The organism is Actinoplanes sp. NPDC026623 (assembly GCF_040638275.1).
In the GTDB taxonomy this organism is placed as follows: domain Bacteria; phylum Actinomycetota; class Actinomycetes; order Mycobacteriales; family Micromonosporaceae; genus Actinoplanes.
This window is the reverse complement of the sequence record NZ_JBEZXZ010000061.1, coordinates 13,847-32,656: the sequence shown is the minus strand read 5'-3', so window position 1 is coordinate 32,656 and position 18,810 is coordinate 13,847. Positions and strand designations below refer to the sequence as shown.

Annotated in this window: 11 protein-coding genes and 2 pseudogenes; 3 read left to right on the top strand and 10 right to left on the bottom strand. The window is 72.5% G+C overall.

Annotated features, from left to right (window positions below; all coding sequences use genetic code 11):
* Nucleotides 1-281: 281 nt before the first annotated feature.
* From AB0F10_RS19765 to AB0F10_RS19755, 3 genes are read left to right on the top strand one after another with little or no spacing between them, the layout of a single operon-like run.
* Nucleotides 282-1,331 (top strand): MoxR family ATPase, encoded by a 1,050-nt coding sequence (locus AB0F10_RS19765; protein WP_360626631.1) that lies wholly within the window; start codon nt 282-284, stop codon nt 1,329-1,331.
* Between the two features lies 1 nt (nt 1,332).
* Nucleotides 1,333-2,622 carry a DUF58 domain-containing protein gene (locus AB0F10_RS19760; RefSeq protein ID WP_360626628.1) on the top strand — a complete coding sequence of 430 codons (1,290 nt, stop codon included), beginning with the start codon at nt 1,333-1,335 and terminating at the stop codon, nt 2,620-2,622.
* 13 nt (nt 2,623-2,635) lie between these two features.
* On the top strand, nt 2,636-5,098 hold the full coding sequence (locus AB0F10_RS19755) for a DUF3488 and transglutaminase-like domain-containing protein (protein WP_360626625.1): 2,463 nt from the start codon (nt 2,636-2,638) through the stop codon (nt 5,096-5,098).
* Nucleotides 5,099-5,332: 234 nt separating this feature from the next.
* On the opposite strand, the gene AB0F10_RS19750 is transcribed toward AB0F10_RS19755, so the two are convergent.
* The 10 genes and pseudogenes from AB0F10_RS19750 to AB0F10_RS19705 all read right to left on the bottom strand — a co-directional run bounded on the left by AB0F10_RS19750 (nt 5,333) and on the right by AB0F10_RS19705 (nt 17,952).
* Nucleotides 5,333-5,719 carry a DUF3040 domain-containing protein gene (locus AB0F10_RS19750; protein ID WP_360626622.1) on the bottom strand — a complete coding sequence of 129 codons (387 nt, stop codon included), beginning with the start codon at nt 5,717-5,719 and terminating at the stop codon, nt 5,333-5,335.
* Nucleotides 5,720-5,810: 91 nt separating this feature from the next.
* Nucleotides 5,811-7,106, bottom strand: a complete 1,296-nt coding sequence (locus tag AB0F10_RS19745) for a DNA polymerase IV (RefSeq protein ID WP_360626619.1) — start codon at nt 7,104-7,106, stop codon at nt 5,811-5,813.
* A 40-nt stretch (nt 7,107-7,146) separates the two neighbouring features.
* Complete coding sequence (locus AB0F10_RS19740) at nt 7,147-8,214, bottom strand: nucleotide pyrophosphatase/phosphodiesterase family protein (RefSeq protein WP_360626658.1); 1,068 nt, start codon at nt 8,212-8,214, stop codon at nt 7,147-7,149.
* A 71-nt stretch (nt 8,215-8,285) separates the two neighbouring features.
* The gene (locus tag AB0F10_RS19735; RefSeq protein ID WP_360626616.1) at nt 8,286-9,032 is read right to left on the bottom strand and encodes a methyltransferase domain-containing protein; all 747 of its coding nucleotides are present in this window, start codon (nt 9,030-9,032) and stop codon (nt 8,286-8,288) included.
* A gap of 63 nt (nt 9,033-9,095) precedes the next feature.
* Nucleotides 9,096-9,563 carry an SSI family serine proteinase inhibitor gene (locus AB0F10_RS19730; RefSeq protein ID WP_360626613.1) on the bottom strand — a complete coding sequence of 156 codons (468 nt, stop codon included), beginning with the start codon at nt 9,561-9,563 and terminating at the stop codon, nt 9,096-9,098.
* Nucleotides 9,564-9,628: 65 nt separating this feature from the next.
* Entirely contained in the window at nt 9,629-12,970 is a 3,342-nt protein-coding gene (locus AB0F10_RS19725; RefSeq protein ID WP_360626610.1) for an error-prone DNA polymerase, read from the bottom strand.
* A gap of 158 nt (nt 12,971-13,128) precedes the next feature.
* Entirely contained in the window at nt 13,129-14,946 is a 1,818-nt protein-coding gene (locus AB0F10_RS19720; RefSeq protein WP_360626655.1) for a hypothetical protein, read from the bottom strand.
* A gap of 210 nt (nt 14,947-15,156) precedes the next feature.
* Nucleotides 15,157-15,501 (bottom strand): annotated as a pseudogene (locus tag AB0F10_RS19715) (DNA polymerase Y family protein); the annotation flags it as partial.
* A gap of 548 nt (nt 15,502-16,049) precedes the next feature.
* Nucleotides 16,050-16,736, bottom strand: a pseudogene (locus AB0F10_RS19710) (hypothetical protein); the annotation flags it as partial.
* Nucleotides 16,737-17,442: 706 nt separating this feature from the next.
* Nucleotides 17,443-17,952 (bottom strand): SAV_6107 family HEPN domain-containing protein, encoded by a 510-nt coding sequence (locus tag AB0F10_RS19705; protein WP_360626607.1) that lies wholly within the window; start codon nt 17,950-17,952, stop codon nt 17,443-17,445.
* Nucleotides 17,953-18,810: the final 858 nt, after the last annotated feature.

Below are 18,810 nucleotides of genomic sequence, written 5' to 3'. Positions count from 1 at the left end.
CAGGAAAGACCGAGCCATCCGTGCATAATACCGGGCCCGATACGACGCCGACGACCGGTATCACCCATGACGATTCGTAATCCATCCGATATGCGTGTCTAGTTGACCACGTGTCGTGATGAGCGCTAGTGCCCCACTCGGCAGGTTGCATCGACCGGGCTAATCTGTGGTGAACGGGCGGCGAGCGCCGGAGGCCCACGGACCGCCGGCCGCCCGCGAACCTTCGGCTCCCTTCCACAAAAGGCATGTGGGAGGGGGTTTGAACGACATGGAGGAGGCCCGTGACAACGCCAACCTGGGACCAGCCCGGCGGTCCCCTGCCGACCGATGAGTTCCTCGCCGCCACCGGCGCCATCACGTCGAACATCGAGCAGGTCATCGAGGGCAAGAGCGCCACGATCCGGCTGGCCCTGGCGGTGCTGCTCGCCGAGGGTCACCTGCTGATCGAGGATGTGCCGGGCGTCGGCAAGACCAAGCTCGCCAAGGCGCTCGCCCGCTCGATCGACTGCTCGGTGCGGCGCATCCAGTTCACCCCCGACCTGCTGCCCAGCGACGTGACCGGGGTCAGCGTCTACAACCAGGAGACGCGCGACTTCGAGTTCAAGCCCGGCGCGGTGTTCGCCAACCTGGTCGTCGGCGACGAGATCAACCGCGCGTCGCCCAAGACCCAGTCCGCCCTCCTGGAGTGCATGGAGGAGCGACAGGTCACGGTCGACGGCACCACCTACGAGCTGCAGGCGCCGTTCATGGTGATCGCGACCCAGAACCCGATCGAGATGGAGGGCACCTACCCCCTCCCCGAGGCGCAGCGGGACCGTTTCACCGCCCGCATCGCGATGGGCTACCCGGACCCCCGGGCCGAGATGGCGATGCTCAACGGCCACGGTGCGCACGACCCGCTCAACGACCTGCGTTCCGTCGCCGACGCCGCGCTCGTGCGCCGGCTCATCGCGACCGCGCGCGACGTGCACGCGGCCGAGGCGGTCCAGCAGTACGCGATCGCGCTCGTCACGGCCACCCGGGAGGCACCGGAGATCCGCCTCGGCGCCTCGCCCCGCTCCACGCTTCAGCTGATCCGCACGGCCAAGGCCGTCGCGGCCCTCGAGGGCCGCGACTACGTCCTGCCCGACGACCTGCAGACCCTCGCGGTGCCGGTGCTCGCGCACCGCATCATCCCCACCGCCGACGCCCAGCTGAACAGGCGCACGACCGACGCCATCGTGGCCGAGATCGTGCACCGGCTCCCGCTGCCGCACGACCGCGCCCGCTCGCCCTACGACACCCGCACGGGCGGCGGCGTGACCGGGCAGTACGAGTCACGGGGGCGGTGACATGCGGGAGGCTATGCGGGGCATGACCACCCGCGGCCGCTCGTTCCTGGCCGCGGCCGCGGCCGCCGGGGTCTCCGCCGTCATCCTCGGCGAGAAGGACCTGCTGCGCGTCGCGGTCCTGCTGGCGGCGCTGCCGCTGCTGGCCGCGGCGTACGTCGGCCGCAGCCGCTACAAGCTGGCATGCACCCGCTCTCTGGAGCCGGGCCGCGCGCCGGTCGGCTCCAGCGCGCGGGTGATCCTGCGCCTGCAGAACATGTCCCGGCTGCCCACCGGGACGCTGCTGCTCGAGGACCGGCTCCCGTACGCCCTGGGCAGCCGCCCCCGGGTGGTGCTCGAGCGGCTCGGCGCGCACCAGGCCAGTTCGGTGGCGTACACGGTCCGTGCCGACGTGCGCGGCCGCTACCCGGTCGGCCCGCTGGTGATCCGGCTGACCGACCCGTTCGGCTTGTGCGAGCTGACCCGCTCGTTCCCCAGCGTCGACCGGCTCACGGTCATACCCCAGGTCGTCGCGCTGCCGGCGGTACGCCTCGCCGGCGAGTACGCGGGCACCGGCGACAGCCGCGCCCGGTCGGTCGCCGTGCACGGCGAGGACGACGCGGCCACCCGCGAATACCGGCGCGGCGACGACCTGCGCCGGGTGCACTGGCGCTCCACCGCGCGCACCGGCGAGCTGATGGTCCGGCGCGAGGAGCAGCCGTGGGAGAGCCGCGCCACCGTCGTGCTCGACACCCGGCTCGCCGCGCACCGCGGCGAGGGCCCGACCGCGAGCTTCGAGTGGGCGGTGTCGGCGGCCGCGAGCATCGCGGTGCACCTGCGCCAGGCCGGCTACAAGCTGCGGCTGGTCACCGGCACCGGCGTGGACGTCGACGCCACCGAGATCGGCGGCGAGGGCGCGATCCTGGACACCCTCGCCGACGTGAAGCTCAGCTCCGCCGGCGACATCTCGGTGCTGGTCGAGCAGGTCCGGCGGCGCTCGGACGGCGGCCTCGTCATCGGCCTGTTCGGCACGCTCAGCGTCGCCGAGGCCGAGGTGCTGACCGGGCTGCGCGGCAACGGCGCCACCTGCATCGGGTTCGCGATCGACAGCGCCACCTGGGTGAACATGCTGCCCACCGACCGCACCGAGGCCGACCGGGCGCACGGCGCCTCGGCCCTGGCGCTGATCCGCAGCGGCTGGCGCTCGGTGCCGGTCGCGCACGGCGACTCCCTCGCCGCGCTCTGGCCGGCCGCCGGCCGGGGCTCGCAGGGTTTCGCGTACCGGGCGGCGATGGCCGAGACGGTGGGACGATGACGGGGGTTGTGCGGTGACCGGGCGACGACGACTTGGGCTGGTGGCGGCGGCCGCGACCCTGCTGGCGGCCGCACCCCTGTCGGTCATCTTCGACACCTGGACGTGGCTGCTGCAGTGCATCCTCGCGGTCGGCCTCGTCGCCGGCGCGGCGGTGCTCACCCGTACGCTGCGGTTCCCGACCTGGGCGCAGGCCCTGTCCATGGTCGGGGTGCTGCTGCTGACGCTGACCTGGATGTTCCCCAGCGGCGACGAGTTGCTGTCGCTGATCCCGTCGCCGGCCACGTTCATCCACTTCGGTGAGCTCTTCGGCGAGGCCGGAAACGACACCCGCTCCTACGGCGTGCCGGTGCCGGACCGCAGCGGCCTGCTCTTCATCGCCGTGCTCGGCATCGGCACCGTCGCCATCGCGGTCGACATGCTCGCCGCGGTGGCCCGCAAGCCGGCCCTGGCCGGCCTGCCGATGCTGGCGATCTACTCGGTCCCGGTCGCCGTCTACCTGGACAGCGTCCCGATGCTCACCTTCATCGTCGCCGCGACCGGCTTCCTCTGGCTGCTCGTCGCCGACAACGTCGACCGGGTCCGCCGCTTCGGCCGGCGGTTCACCGGTGACGGCCGCGACGTCGACGTGTGGGAGCCGTCGCCGCTGGCGGCGGCGGGCCGCCGGCTCGCCGTGATCGGGATGGCGGTGGCCGTGCTGCTGCCGCTGGTCGTGCCCGGCATCAACACCGGCCTGCTGAACAGCCTCACCCAGGTGGGCAGCGGCGGCGTGGGCGGCAGCGGCACCGGCGGCAACGGGCGGATCAACCTCTTCGCGTCGCTGAGCGGCCAGCTCAACCAGGCACAGGTCACCAACTACGTCCGGGTCACCACGAACGAGCCCGACCCGTTCTACCTGCGCTTCGGCGTGGCCGACGTGATCACGTCCGAGGCGGTCACCAACCGGACGCCGACCGGCCGGCCGCTGTCGCGCGGGCTCGAAGACCCGCGGCAGAGCAACGCCACCCCGGGCGTCGAATACACCCAGTACCACGCCGAGGTGGAGATCACGAAGGACTTCGGCCAGAGCCTGGCGCCGGTCTACTCGACCGTCATCGGCAGCGACGGCCTCGACGGCGCCTGGCTGTACGACCCGAGCACCCAGGTGGTCTTCTCCAACCGCACCACCACCAGGGGCAAGAAGTACTCGTTCGACTATGTCCGGGCGAAGTACACCCCGGCCCAGCTTCAGACGGCCGAGGCGCTGCCCCGCGACAACCCGCTGCGCACCCAGTTCACCGCAGTGCCGGACGACCCCGAGGTCGCGGCGCGGGTGGCCGGCCTGATCAAGAACCAGCGCACCGAGTACGACAAGGTCGCGGCGATCTACCGCTACTTCTCCCGGGACAACGGCTTCACGTACAGCCTGCAGACCACCGAACCGGAGCCCGGCAAGTCCGCGATCGCGTCGTTCCTGGACGGCAAGGCGGGCTACTGCCAGCAGTACGCGGCGGCGATGGCCTGGATGGTCCGCCAGGCGGGCGTCCCCGCCCGGGTGGCCTTCGGCTTCACGAAGGGCAACACCCGCGACGGCGACGCGTGGGTGCTGACGAACCGCAACGCCCACGCCTGGACCGAGGTCTATCTGGACGGCTTCGGCTGGGTCCCGTTCGACGCCACCCCGGCCTCGGCCGTGGTCGGCTCGGCCCGCTCGCCCTGGGCCGACGACACGGACGGCGCGGTCACCCCGTCGGCATCCTCGACGGCGTCGGCGGCGCCGGGCACGGATCCGTCCGCGGCGCCGGGCGCGGCGAACCGCCCGGACCGGGACTTCGAGAACGGCGCCCAGGATTCACCCGGCGCCGGCTCCCGGCCGGGCATTTCCTCGGCGAACCTGCTGACGATGACGCTCATCGCGCTGATCCTGGTCCTGCTCGCGGTCCCGGCCCTGCGCCGGATCATGGTCCGCAAGCGCCGGCACTCCGCGACGATCCCGAAGTCGGCGACGGTCACGACGGGCCTGGCCCCACCGGGCACCCCCGAAATCGTGGTCACCACCGAAGCGGTGCGGGCCCGCGAGGACGCCCACGCCGCCTGGGACGAACTGGTCGACACGATGATCGACTACCGGGTGCCGGTGGATCCGACGGAGACCCCCCGGCACACCGCCCAGCGCCTGATCCGCGAGGCCGAACTGAGCGACTCCCCGGCCGAATCGGCGACGCTGCTCGGGCGGGCGGAGGAACGCGCCCGCTATGCGCGGCAGCCGCTGCAGGGCGGGGAACTGACGGTGGCGCTGAATCAGGTCCGCAAGGGCCTGGCCAAGACGGCGACCAGGCGAACGCGGCTGACCGCGTTGCTGCTTCCGCCGTCGGTGATGCTGCGCTGGCGGCTGGGGCTCGGCGACCTGTCGGCCCGCGGGGTGAGCCTGTTCAGCCGGGGGCGGGACCTGCTGGTCCGCTTCAGTCCCCGCCGGCTGCTGGCCGGCCGCACCCGCTGACCGCCACCACCTACCGAACGCCGCCCGGCCGACCACTCGGCCGGGCGGCGTCGCACATCCAGCGGCGCCCGATGCAGGGCGGGGCAAATTTCATCCTGCGGCGCGCATAGCAATAAGCGGCATCCCTGGTCGGGACGCCGCTCAGGATCGTCGGCGGCTCATCGTCGTGGTGAGCCTTGCGGACACGGCGATGGCGGCCGGGTGGCCGCCATTTCGTCGCCGCTGGTTGCCGGGCTAGCGGTGGCCCTCGGGACGCTGACGCCAGCGATCCTCCAGCCGATCGATGAAGCCTGCTTTCCGGGTCTGCCGGGTGCGGCGGCTCGCGGTGCCACCGACGGAGTGCAGGTCAGGGGCCTGCCCCTTCCGGCGGCTCTGCATCGCGAACGCTGCCGAGGCCAGCATGACCACGAATCCGGCCACGCCGAGCGGCGTATTGCTGCTCACCGTGCCGTAGACAACCAGCGCGAGGCCCGCGACGATCACGAACGCGGCGATGACGAGTCGGCGCCGGGCGTGGAAACGCGGGTCGCTGGCCCGCACAGCGGAAGCGAATTTGGGGTCCTCGGCAAGCGACTGCTCGATCTGATCGAACAGCCGCTGCTCGTGCTCCGAGAGCGGCACGGCATTCCTCCCCGGGCGCATGTCCGGCCCTCCGGCGGTGGTGCAGACGGGCCGATGGTGCGAGACAGCCGTCCGGCTGTCTTACCGCAGTCTACGAGGGCAGTGGCGGGTCGGAAAGCGGGACGACCGTTGAGTGCGGGTGATTTTCGGTTCGGCGTCGATCGGTTTGTCCCAAAAGACTGGCCGGTCCGACGATGGAGCGTCCGAAGCGGGCCGCCGCGGCGTCCGTCGCGGCCTCGGCCTCGCGCCAGCCGCGATCGGGCTCACCCAGGCTGAGCTGGCGGGATGCGCCCGCCGCCGGGGACAGCCCGTCGACCCGGACGCCGACGAGACGGATGGATTCGGCCGGGCGGAGCGCCTCGAACAACGCCCAGGCGGTCCCGAAAATCTCCCGTGCCACATCGGTGCTCGTCTGCATCGTGCGCGACCGGTTGACCGTCCGGAAGTCCGCCATCCTGATCTTGATCGTGACCGTGCGACCGACGTGGCCGCCGGCCCGGAGCCGGGCTCCGACCTTGTCGGCGAGGGCGAGCAGGCTGCGGCGGATCGTGGCCGGCTCGGTGACGTCGGTGTCGTAGGTCATCTCGGCGCCGATCGACTTCTCCGCCTGCTCGGTCACGACCCGCCGGGGGTCTCGGCCCCAGGCGAGCTCGTGCAGGTGGGCGGCGGACGACTCGCCGAGCGCGGCGCGCAGCATCGGGCGCGGCGCGGCGGCCAGGTCGCCGACCGTCATCAGGCCGAGCCGGTGCAGCGTCTCGGCGGCCCGCTCCCCCACGCCCCACAGCGCGTCGACGGGCAGCGGGTGCAGAAAGTCGAGCACCTGGCCGGCCGGGACGATGATCACGCCGTCGGGCTTGGCGCGGGTGGAGCCGAGCTTGGCCACGAATTTGCTCTGCGCGACCCCGACCGAGCAGGTCAGCTCCTGCTCGGCGGCGACCCGCGCGCGGATGTCGCGGGCGATCACCGCGGGGCGGCCGAGCAGCCGCTGCGCGCCGGCCACGTCGAGGAACGCCTCGTCGAGGGAGAGCGGCTCGACCAGCGGGGTCACGTCCCGGAAGATCCGCATGACCGCGGCGGAGGCGGCCGAATATTCGGCGAAGTCGGGCGGCAGGAACACCGCGTGCGGGCAGAGCGCGCGGGCGCGCGCGGTCGGCATCGCGCTGCGGACCCCGTAGCGCCGCGCCTCGTAGCTGGCCGAGCTGACCACGCCGCGCGGGCCGACGCCGCCGACCACCACCGGCTTGCCGCGCAGCTCGGGGCGGCTGCGGACCGAGACGGCGGCGAAGAACGCGTCCATGTCGACGTGCAGGATGGTGCATCCCGCGTCGTCGGCCTCCGGGCCGAACCGCGGATCGTGCCCCCGGCCGATGGCCTGACTTCGTCCCACGACCCGCACGCTATCCGGCGGGTACGACAAGATCCGGAGCTCAGCGGGCGATCAGCAGCGGAACCGTCATCTCGGCCGCGGTCGCCGACCCGTGGTAGGCGATCAGCCTGCCCACCGCGGGCGGCTCCCGCCCGCTCGCCAGCACCACGGTCCGCCCCTGGCAGATCACCACGACGTCGCCGATCCGGTCCAGGTGTGCCGGGGACACCGGCCCGAACCAGCCCTCGGCGACCGCCTCCTCGCGCGGCAGCACCCAGGCCGACGATCCCAGCACCCCCCGCCACGCCGCGATGACGTCGTCGCGCGCGCCGTCCGCCACGTACAGGTAGCGGACCCGGGGCTCGCCCGAGACCGCGACGATCCCGGCCGCGAGCGCCGGGTCCCGGTCCAGGTCGAGGCGGCCCTCGAGGGGCACGTTGAGCTGCCCGTGGTCGGCCGTGACCAGCAGCGCGGCCCGGGCCGGCAGCCCGTCGACCAGGCGGGAGACCAGCCGGCCGACCTCCTCCGCCGCCGTGCGCCACGGCGGCGAATCCACCCCCGCCGCGTGTCCCTGATGATCCAGGTCCGGGTGGTAGCCGTAGACGAGCCCGGGCCGGGACAGCGCCGCCAGCATGCCCGCCGCCAGCGCCCCCGGATTCGCCCCGCCGACGAACGCGGCGCCCCGATTCGCCGCCACCGTCAGGCCCGTACCCTCGAATTCCGGGCGGGTCACCTGCGTGACGCTCACGCCGGCCGCGGCCGCCCGCTCGAAGCGGGTCGGCACCGGCTGCCACTGCGCCGGGTCCGGGTCCGTGCCCCATTTGATGTGGTTGAGGATGCCGCCGTCCGGCATCCGCAGGGTGAAGCCCAGGATCCCGTGTGCCCCCGGCGGCGCTCCGGTGCCGATCGTGACCAGGCTGGCCGGGGTCGTGGAGGGAAAGCCCGCGGTCAGGTTCCGGCCCGGCAGCTCCGCCAGGATCGGGGCGTACGCCGCCGCGACCGGCAGCTGAAAGCGGCCCAGCCCGTCGACCATCAGCACCGCGATCCGGTCGACGCCCTCGAGCTCGGCGCCCAGTCCCAGCACGTCCGTCGTGCCCGGCACCCCGAGCAGCGCGCTCACGCTGGGCATCAGCTCGGCGAGGCTGCCGACCCCGTACGCCGGGCGCACCGGCTCGAACGCCTCCGGCGGCAGCAGATCGGTCACGGGCGCCGCGCGAAGAGGTGCAGCTGGGAGGCGATGTCGCGGAACGGTGGCTGTGCCGAGAGCGCCAGTTCGAGGTTGAGCATCGCCTGCGGGTCGGCCTCCACGACCGCCGCCGGCACGAGGTCGGCCAGCACGCGCACCCCGTGCACCTCCTCGACGGTGAGGCCGGCCCCGGCGAGCAGCGCCGACGCGGTCTCCGCGTCGTAGCGCCGGCGCAGGGTGTCCCGGGTGCCCGCGCGGCCGTCCGCGTCGTTGAACAGCGCCGACGCCACGCCGAGGTGGCCGTTGACCGCGCGGCCCAGCACCGCGGCGGCCCGCCCGGCGACGAGCAGGCTGAGCGCGCCGCCCGGGCGCAGGGCGGCGGCGATGGCGGCGACCACCTTGGGCGGGTCGTCGACGACCTCGAGCACCGCGTGGCACAGGATCAGGTCGGCGCTGGCCGGCGCGACCAGGCCGGCGAGCGCGTCGCCGTCGCCCTGCACCGCGCGGACCCGGTCGGCCACGCCCGCGTCGGCGGCGCGGCGGGTCAGCGCGGCCAGCGCGTCGGGGCTGGCGTCCACGACGGTGACCTGGTGCCCCGCCTCGGCAAGCGGTACGGCGAACCCGCCCGTCCCGCCGCCGACGTCGAGCACGGTCAGCGTGCGGCCGGCGCTGCGCTCGAGTTCGCGGCGCAGCACCGCCCAGACGGCGGCGGTGCGCACGGTGACGGGCGATCGGGGGGTACGCGTCGATGCGGTGTCCACCTGGGCAGCGTATCGGCCACGTGCGGCTGCGGGGCGGCGAGCCACGGCCGGCCACCCCTTCGCTCAGAACTCCATGAGCACGCCGGTCGTCCGCCGCATCTCGCAGCGGTTGCCGAACCGCCGCGACCAGTCGACGTTGCGGCCCTTCCAGCTGCCCGCGATCAGGGCGGTGACGGGCGCGTACTCGAGCGTGCACATCAGCGGGGCGGGCTCGAGCAGGTCCGGATCGCCGTTGATCTTCGTGAGGAGCCGGCAGGCCTTGACCCTCTTCGGGTGGGTGCCGCCGGTCGGGTGGCAGCGCAGCACGACAGCCCTCGAGGGTCCCTGGTCGGCCAGGTAACTCACGGTCAACTCGGTCCTCCCCGCCACAGCCTTCTCCCCGGCCGCCGCCGTGCCGGCCGCCGCGCTGATCGCTGCCGGGCTCGGGCTCCCGGCCCCGGCGGCGGCCCCGCCGCCGATCGCGGAAGCCGCGGCGGGATCGGCCACGAGCAGGACTGCGGCGGCTGCCAGGCCGACGACGGCGCGGATCATGATGAGCTCCCCCGGTTTAAGCCACAAAAGGCGCTAGACACGCAGAATAGGAAATATAGTCCCCCTCAGCGGAAATCCCGGGACGCCGGGCTGATCGGCGGGGTGACACCCTCCAGCCGGTCCGCCACCAGATTGAGCACCCCCTCGGACTTCTCCAGCCGCCCCCGCACGATCAGCGCCGCGCTGTTCCGGGCCACCCGCCGGTACCGCTGCCACAGGCCGGGCGAGCAGGTGACGTTGAGCATCCCCGTCTCGTCCTCGAGGTTGATGAAGGTGACCCCGCCCGCGGTCGCCGGCCGCTGCCGGTGGGTGACGATCCCGCCGACCCGGATCCGGGTGCCGGCCTCGACCCGGCCCAGCCGTGCGATCGGCAGCGCGCCACAGCGCTCGAGCTCGGCCCGGATGAACTGCGCCGGGTGCGCGTCCGGGGACAGCCCGGTCGCCCAGACGTCCGCGACAAGCTTGTCCACGTCGGCCATGCCGGGCAGGGTGGGCGCCTCGGTGCCGGTGACCGTGCCCGGAAGGCGGTCCGGCCGGTCCTGCGCGGCGGCCCCGGCCGCCCACAGCGCCTCGCGCCGGGAGAGCCCGAAACCCGCAAAGGCATCGGCGGTCGCGAGGGCCTCCAGGTGGGCGGTCGAGCATCCGGCCCGGCGCGCGAGATCCGCCATGTCCCGGTACGGGCCGTGCGCGCGCCGCTCGTCCTCGATGACCTTGGCAAGGTCGTCCCCGACGGTGCGGACACCGGCCAGCCCCATCCGTACGGCCGGACCGCCGAGCCCCCAGGCGTGCGGCGGCTCGCCGCGTTCGCTGCACCACCGGGTCCGCGGCGTCGACTCCAGGACCGCCGCGGCGTCGCTCAGGTTGATGTCCGGCCGGCGCACCTCGACCCCGTGCCGGCGCGCGTCGTCCACCAGCGACTGCGGCGAGTAGAAGCCCATCGGCTGCGCGTTGAGCAGCGCGGCGCAGAAGGCCGCCGGGTGGTACCGCTTGAGCCAGGCACTGGCGTAGACCAGGTACGCGAAGCTCATCGCGTGGCTCTCCGGGAAGCCGTAACTGGCGAACGCGGACAGCTTCACGAACAGGTCATCGGCGAGCTCCCCGGTGATCCCGCGCCCGGCCATGCCCTCGTAGAGCCGGGCCTTGATCCGCTCCATCTTCTCCACGGACCGCTTGGAGCCCATCGCCCGGCGCAACTGGTCGGCCTCGGACGGGTCGAAGCCGGCGACGTCGATCGCCAACTGCATGAGCTGTTCCTGGAACAGCGGCACCCCGAGGGTCTTGGCCAGCGCGTTGGCCATGAGCGGGTGCGGCACGGTCGGCTCCTCGAGCCCGTTCTTCCGCCTGATGTACGGGTGCACCGACCCGCCCTGGATCGGCCCGGGGCGGATCAGGGCGACCTCCACCACCAGGTCATAGAATTTGTCCGGTTTGAGCCGGGGCAGCGTGGCCATCTGCGCGCGGCTCTCCACCTGGAAGACCCCGACGGAGTCGGCCCGGCACAACATCCGGTAGACCTCGTCGTCGTCCAACCGCATGGCGCCGATGTCCAGGTCGGACTCGATCATGTCGTACGCGTAGTGCAACGCCGACAGCATCCCCAGCCCCAGCAGGTCGAACTTGACCAGCTCGATCGCCGCGCAGTCGTCCTTGTCCCACTGCAACACCGTGCGCCCCGGCATCCGCCCCCACTCGACCGGGCACACCTCGATGATCGGCCGATCGCAGATGACCATGCCGCCGGAGTGGATGCCGAGATGCCGCGGAAAGCTCTGCACCTCGTTGGCGAACGCGAGAACCTGCTCCGGAACCTCGTCCACGTCGACCGACGCGACGCTGCCCCACCGGTCGATCTGCTTGCTCCACGCATCCTGCTGGCCGGGCGAGAACCCGAAGGCCTTGGCCATGTCCCGTACGGCGGAACGCGGCCGGTAGGAGATGACGTTGGCCACCTGCGCGGTGTGCTCCCGCCCGTACTGGCGGTAGACGTACTGGATGACCTCCTCGCGGCGGTCCGACTCGATGTCCACGTCGATGTCGGGCGGCCCGTCCCGTTCGGGCGCGAGGAACCGCTCGAAGAGCAGGTCGTACTCGACCGCGTCCACATTGGTGATCCGCAGCGCGTAGCAGACCGCCGAGTTGGCGGCCGAGCCCCGGCCCTGGCAGTAGATGTTCTGCTCGCGGCAGAACCGCACGATGTCGAAGACGACCAGGAAGTAGCCGGGAAAATCGAGCTCCTCGATCATCCGCAACTCGTGCTCGATCTGCGCGTACGCCTTCGGATGGGCCTGCGGCGGCCCGTACCGCTCCCGCGCGCCGCGCATGGTCAGCTCCCGCAGCCAGCTCATCTCGCTGTGCCCGGCCTCGGGGATCGGAAAATCGGGCAGCTTCGGCGCGACCAGGTTGAGGTCGAAGGCGAGATCCTCGCCGAACATCGCGGCATTCTCGACCGCACCGGGATAGGCCGCGAACCGCCGCTTCATCTCGGCGCCGCTGCGCAGATGGGCGGTGCCGGCCGCGGGCAGCCACCCGTCCATCTCGTCCAGGCTGCGCCGCGCCCGGACCGCCGCGAGCGCGGTGGCCAGCCGGCGCCGGGCCGGGGTCGCATAATGCACATTGTTGGTGGCGACGATCTCCAGCCGCCGGCCGAGCGCCAGCTCATGGAGGACATCGTTCCGGTCGTCGTCGTAGGGATCCCCATGATCGGTCAGCTCCACCGCGACATTGCTGCGGCCGAAAAGATCGACAAGCCGATCCAACTCGTACGCCGCCTCCCGGGCACCGCCCCGCGCAAGCGCCCGGGGAACGCTGCCCTTGCGGCACCCGGTGAGCACCAGCACATGATCACGCAGGACCGCGGCGACGTCCTCCAGATCCCCGTACGCCGGCTTGCCCTTCTCCGCGCCGTCGAGCTGACCGCGGGAGATGGTGCGCGCGAGGCGGGCGTACCCCTCGGGACCGTGCGCGAGGGCCAGCAGGTGCCGGCCCTCGGGATCCGCCTCGCCGTTCTGCGGCTTAGAAAGATCAAGTGAGAGCTCGGATCCGAAAATGGTGGGCAGACCGAGCTCCCGCGCGGCCTGCGAAAACCGCACCACCCCGTAGAAGCCGTCATGATCGGTGACCGCGAGCCCGGTGAGCCCGAGCCGGGCGGCCTCCTCGGCAAGCTCCTCCGGATGGCTGGCCCCGTCCAGGAAACTGAAGTTGGTGTGGCAGTGCAGCTCCGCGTATTTGTCCGGGCTCGGGTTCCGGACCAGGGCGGGCGCCCGATAGGGCTGCCGCTTCCGGCTCCAGGCGGGCGAATCCCCACCATCCGCATCGACGGCGAGCGGGTCGACGACGTGCAGATGCCGCTTGCCGGAGAGCGTGCCCTCGAGCGCGGACCACGGCCTCGGCGGATTATGAAAACTCATCGCCACAAGTCCGGATGGTGGTGGCCGTGTTCAGAGGCTGAGAACCTGACCACGGTGAGGGATGGATGTTCGCTGTGCGGGAGCCGTGCCCGAGATATGGGCGGAGAGGCCGCGACGTGTCGCCGGCGCCGGCCCGGTGAAGGTTGCCGGTCACCGCGCTAGTCATAGATGGCCTCCACGGCCCAGTGCCCGGAGACCAGGGAGAGCAGAAACGCCCGGCCATCGGCAACGGCGATCTGGAAACGGGCCCGGCGCCGGGCCTCGGCGGGCGCCCACCAACGCTCGTCGACCGGCCACGGACCGGCCCACCCGGTGATCTCCACCCGCCCGCCGTTTCCGACCAGACCACCGTTCTTGATCGGCCCCCCGTTTTCGATCAGAAGGAAGGCGGGGTCACCGGAGAGCTCGAGCCGGGCGCTGACCCCGACCGGCTGCCCATCGGCATCCAGCACCACGGCGGGCAGCGCCTGCGGAAGGACCAGAGCGGGCGCGGGACGAGGCAGCCGGCCGGGCCATGGCGGCAGCGGCACGGGCCGCTTGACGCCCCGGCCCCTCCCCGCCCCTCTGTCTCGTCCCACCCCCACCCGACCAGCATCTCCCCAATCCACCCCCACCCGAGCCGCCTCCACCCGAGCCGCCTCCACCCGAGCCGCCTCCGCCTGGACCGCCCCTACCCGGACCGCCCTCGCCTGGGCCATCCCCGTCCGAGCCGCCCCCACCTGGACCGCCCCTGCCTTGACCGCTTTTGCCTCCGCTTGGGCCACGCTCTTTTCCGCCGCCTTGCGCGTCAGGGCCAGCGGTGCGTCGGGCGGCCCGCTGTCCTTCAGCGAAACCGAGCCCTGTTCCCGCGTGCCCTGTTCCCGCGTGCCCTGTTCCCGCATGCCCTGTTCCCGCATGCCCTGTTCCCGCGTGCCCTGTTCCTGCGAGTCCCGTTCCTGTGAGTCCTGTTCCGCATCTGCCGGGTCCGCGCCCACCTCTTCGACATCACGCGGGATCTTCAGCGGGACGGCATCGGGCACCACCTTCAGCGCTCGCCGCGCCTTCTCTGCCGTCCCTCGCTCGCCGTCTCCAACCGCCGATGGAGCGAAATCTCCAACCGCCGGCACGGCAGAAGCCCTCACCGACAACCGAGCAGAGTCCTCACCCATCGGTAAGACGGAGCCCTCAACCGGCGGCGAGACGGACCCTCCAACCGGCAGCGAAACAGAACCCCCAATCGACCGCGAGACAGAGCCCTCAACCGGCGGCGGGGCGGAGCCTTCGCCCGGCGGCGGGGCGGATGTCAGCGCGACGAGAGCGGGAGGCGCGGCCGGCGAAACGGCGACCGCATCGGGTTCCGGCAACGGCGTAGCCGGGTCACCGCCGGGCCGGGCGGGCGCGCGCTCGTCGCCCCAGGGCACCAAACGAACCTGGTCGTCCGCGGACCGCCCGCCGCCGAGCACGGCCGTGACCACAGCCTCCGGGCCGAGCAGGCCCTGAATCCGGCTCAGGGCGCGATGGGCTCGTTCCCGTTCGGAACCCGCGTCACCCCAGAGGCCAGGCTGCAGCCCGAGGTGGACAAGAACCCCTTCGGGTACGAGCCTCAGCCGGACCAGTCCCGCGGTGGGCCGGTTGACCACGCCGCGCCGGGCGCCGGTGAGCCAGCCGTCGAGCTGCCACCGTACGCGTTCGGCGATGGCCGCGGCCGTGAGCGTGCCGTCGTGCCGCCAGACCCGGTGCAGTTCCTGCCCGTCGGCGGTGACCGCCTCGATGCCGAGCCGCGTGCAGGCGAGCCCGTGCGCGGCAAGCTGGTCGTGCAGCCGATCCGCCAGCACGCGACCGGCGAAGGCCGCGACGTCGACCCGTTCCAGCGGCTCGTCGTAGGTGTCGCAGACATCCAGATCCGGTGGCGGCCGCCGCACGGCCAGCGGCCGGTAGTCGAGCCCCGCGGCCAGCCGATGCGCGAGCGCCCCGTCGAACCCGAAGCGCGTCAGCACATCGGAAGCCGGCAGCGCCGCGAAGTCCCCCAGACTCTTGATCCCCAACCGCCGCAGCAGGTCGGCCAGGTCGGGCCGCTCCAGCGCCTCGACGGGCACCCCCGCCAAAAATTCCCGGGTACGCCCGACATCGACGACCTGCCCGGCCCGCGCCGCGAGCCCGGCGGCGAAGACCCCGTCCGCGATCCCGACCTGGCTCTCCACCGAGCAGGCCTGCGCCACCTGCTCGACGATCCGTTCGGCGGCAAGCACCTCGCCCCCGAAGTACCGGGCCGGCCCGCGCGCGGCGAGCGCACAGGCCCCGGGCCGAATAACCTCGACCCCGACGGCGACCTCTTCGACGGCCGCGACTACGGGCTCGAAGGCCCGCGCGTCACGCCCGGGATCGTGCTCGACCACGACGAGCTGAGGACACCGGCTCTGCGCCTCCCGCCGCCGAAGCCCGCGCCGCACTCCCTCGGCGCGCGCGGCCTCGGAACAGGCAAGAACCCGGTTCCCCCGCAGCACGACGACAGCCCCGGAGGCGGCGATCCCCTCCACGATCTCGGCGGCCATGACCGGCCAGTCAGGACACCAGAGGAGCAGGGTCCGCACCCCGGCGGCGCCCCCGCTCACCCGAACCCCACCGAGCACAGCCCCGCCTGCCCGCCTCGCCCATCCGCAACCCCCGACGAATCCGGCTCGGCAACACCGGCCAAAGACGTTGCCGAGGTAATAGGCGTGACCGAAGCGAGCGGACTGGGAGTGATAGAGGAAAGCGAACCGGGCGCGACAGAAGCAAACGGACCAGGCGCGACAGAAGCAAGCGAACCGGACGCGACAGATGCAAACGGAGTGGAGCGTGCCGAGACCCGCCCCTTCCCGGCATGCCCAGAAGAAACCCCGCCCTCCATGGCACTCCCCGCAGAAACCGCACCCACCCCGGCACTCCCCGCAGAAACCGCACCCACCCCGGCACTCCCCGCAGAAACCCGGCCCTCCCCGGCCGCTCGTGCGGGAGGTGGGCCTTTCTTGGTCGCCGGAGGCGGCGTCGGCGGGACGGCGTTGGGGCGGTTGTGAGGTGAGGCGCCGGGGGTGGGGTCGGTCGGGGGCGGGGCGGTTACTCCCGGCATCCACATGGTGATTTCCTTGGGGCGGGCCGCCGCGCCCCGGCCGCGGGCGACGACGGTGACCCTTCGGCGGCGCAGCCTGCCGTGGCCCGCGCCGAGTCCTTCCCACTGGCCCTGTGTGACCTGCAACGTCACATCGGCGCCGTCCCACCGCCCGTAGGGCACCAGCACACAGCCACGCTGCCGCGCCCGGGCCACGAGCCGGCTGGTGATCGACGGGGAGATCTGCCCTGGTGCGGCGATGACGACGACGTCCACCCCGTCGATCAGGGCGGCGACCACGGTGGGCCACTCCGGGCCGGGGTCGGGCACCAGCGCAAGCCGGTCCAGAGCAATCCCGCTCTCCGCTGCGGCAAGCGCACCCAGCGCGGGAACGCCGACGACCGCGCACCACGACCCGGCATGAGAAGCCGCCGAAATCAGCGCCAGCAACAACGAGGTACTCCCCACCGAGGATCTTGATGGGTTGTGGTGCGTTCCATGCGCGAATCCATCAAGGCCGGAGGAACGGCCGGTGGCGATGGCGATGGTGGTGCCTCGCCGGAGGCTTCGGCTCGGGAGCAGGCCGCTCAGTTCCGGCAGCACCGGCAGCACCCGGTGGGTTCCGAAACTATCCGCCTCGCCGGCCGGACGGATCAGGTCAGCAAGGGCCGCAGCACCGTTGATCATGCGCCCGGCCATTTTCCCCGCCCCGCTTACACCTATCGAAGTTGATCTTTAAAGTCACGGCCCTCCGGCGAGCCGGATACCTGAGCCGTATTTCGGCGGTTCTCGAAGGCCACTCTGAGTGCGCCCGGATGTAGACGGCCCCGGCCCACATCGGACAAGATCCGAGCCGGCTTCGAACGGACCGGTCGTCAGGCCGGGTCGAAGCGGTCGCAGGCGCAGATCTCGGGAGCCGCCGAGGCACAAGCCAGGAGCGCTGCCCGCGAGGCATGCCCGCCGGCTCGCGGACGGAGCCGTGTGCGCGGCCCCCGTGTGCAACGGGCGCGCCCGCCACGCTCCACCCCGGCCGACACCGGGACGGCGCGGCCGGTGGTCCGGCACGGGCCTCGCGGTGGCGGGTCCGAGATGCCGGCATCGCAGCACTTCGCAAAGCTCGCCAACCGGGTTCACCCAGACAGTTCGACGCCGACATGACCCGACAGCCCTGACAGACCCAACAGCCCGGGCAGCCCCCGCGACCCGGACGACCAACGGCCCAGACGGACCCCGTGACCCGGACGACCAGCAGCCCGACGGACCCGGCGACCCAGACGGATCGGTGGCCCAGACGGACCGGTGGCCCAAAAAACGGTCCCGGTGGCCCAGACGGACCTGGCAGCACGGACGGGATGGGTCGGCTCGATTCGGTGAGTGGGGCGGCGGCGGTCGCGGGCCCGGGTGCTCAGGCGGCCTCGAGAGTCGGCTGGTAGGCAAGGCCCAACACCGATTCCACCAGCGAGACGAAATGCTCCGCCGCGCGTAGCAGGTCGTCCGCCTCCCGCGCGCTGACCACCCGGGGGATGCCCGCTTCGGCGGCCGAGCGCTTGGCGGCGCCCAGGGCGAAATAGCTCGCCCAGTCGCTGAACTCGGGTGCCACCAGGACCAGGAGCGACCACGCGCTGGTCACTCGGCCGCGTTTGGTCGGCGCCGCCGGCCTCGCCCGGGCCGCGAGCACCGCAGCCGCCGCGCGCAGTGCCGCCAGGTGTGCAGCCGCGTAACGCAGGCCGTCCGGGCGGGTGCGTGCCGCCTCCGCCAGGCCCTGGCGGGCGATGGCGAGCAGTTGGGCGGGCGTGCGGCTCGGCAGCAGGTTGGCCGGCACCGTGGGCGCCGCCTGCGCCGCGGCCGTCGGCGCGTGCGCCAGTGGGCCGGGGCTCGGTTGTCTGGGCACCGGGTAAGCCGGGTTGCTCACCATGGTCTCTCCTCGCGTGTGTCGCATCCGACGTGCTGGTCGAACCGATCCCGCTGCGGAGGAAGGCACAGCGGTTGTGGCAGCCGGCCGGGTGTGAAGCTTCCCCACACCACACCCGGCCGGGCTTGCCGGCGGGTCCGCCGCCCGCCGCCCGGGGGTCGAGGGCGGCGAACGACGGTCCTGCCTCGTGCTGGCCCGGACCCGCGAATGCCCAGACCTCGCGCGCGACGCTTCGCGGGCGCCGCGCCCGGAAACCCGCCGCGAAACGTGGCTCCCGGTCAGTCAGCCCCGAGTGATCGTCTGGCACAGGAGTTCGAACCAATCGAACACTCGTTCTAACTACGAATGAGAGTACACCGTGGGTCCGACAAAAAAGCAACACACGCGGCGGCGGCCGGAGCACTCGGAGATCACCTACGGCGTGTGGCGCCCACGACGGAAGATCCGCAGGTCACGGGCGAATGAAGGCAACGGCCCGGCAGGGAACGCGGGCCACCGCGGATCACGCGCGACAGCTCCACCGATCGGCATCTGCCAACCGGAGACGCCGACCCGGGACGCCGACGCGAAGCCGACCGAGCAACGCGAAGCCGACCGAGCAACCCACAGCCAGCCGAGCAACCCACAGCCAGCCGAGCAACCCACAGCCAGCCGAGTGACGCGGGGCAGGCCCGAGCGGCGCGCCATCAGGCTCGACACCCACCGGCGGACTCCCGCACCCAAACCGGGGCTCCGGCAACCGCACCGGGCCCCCACGGCATGCAGCCCGGCGACCACCGCGGACACCCACCCGGCAACCGCCGTCCTGGTGCTCGTCGATCTTCTTTGCGGGACCGGTGCCAGAATGCACGATGGGTGCGG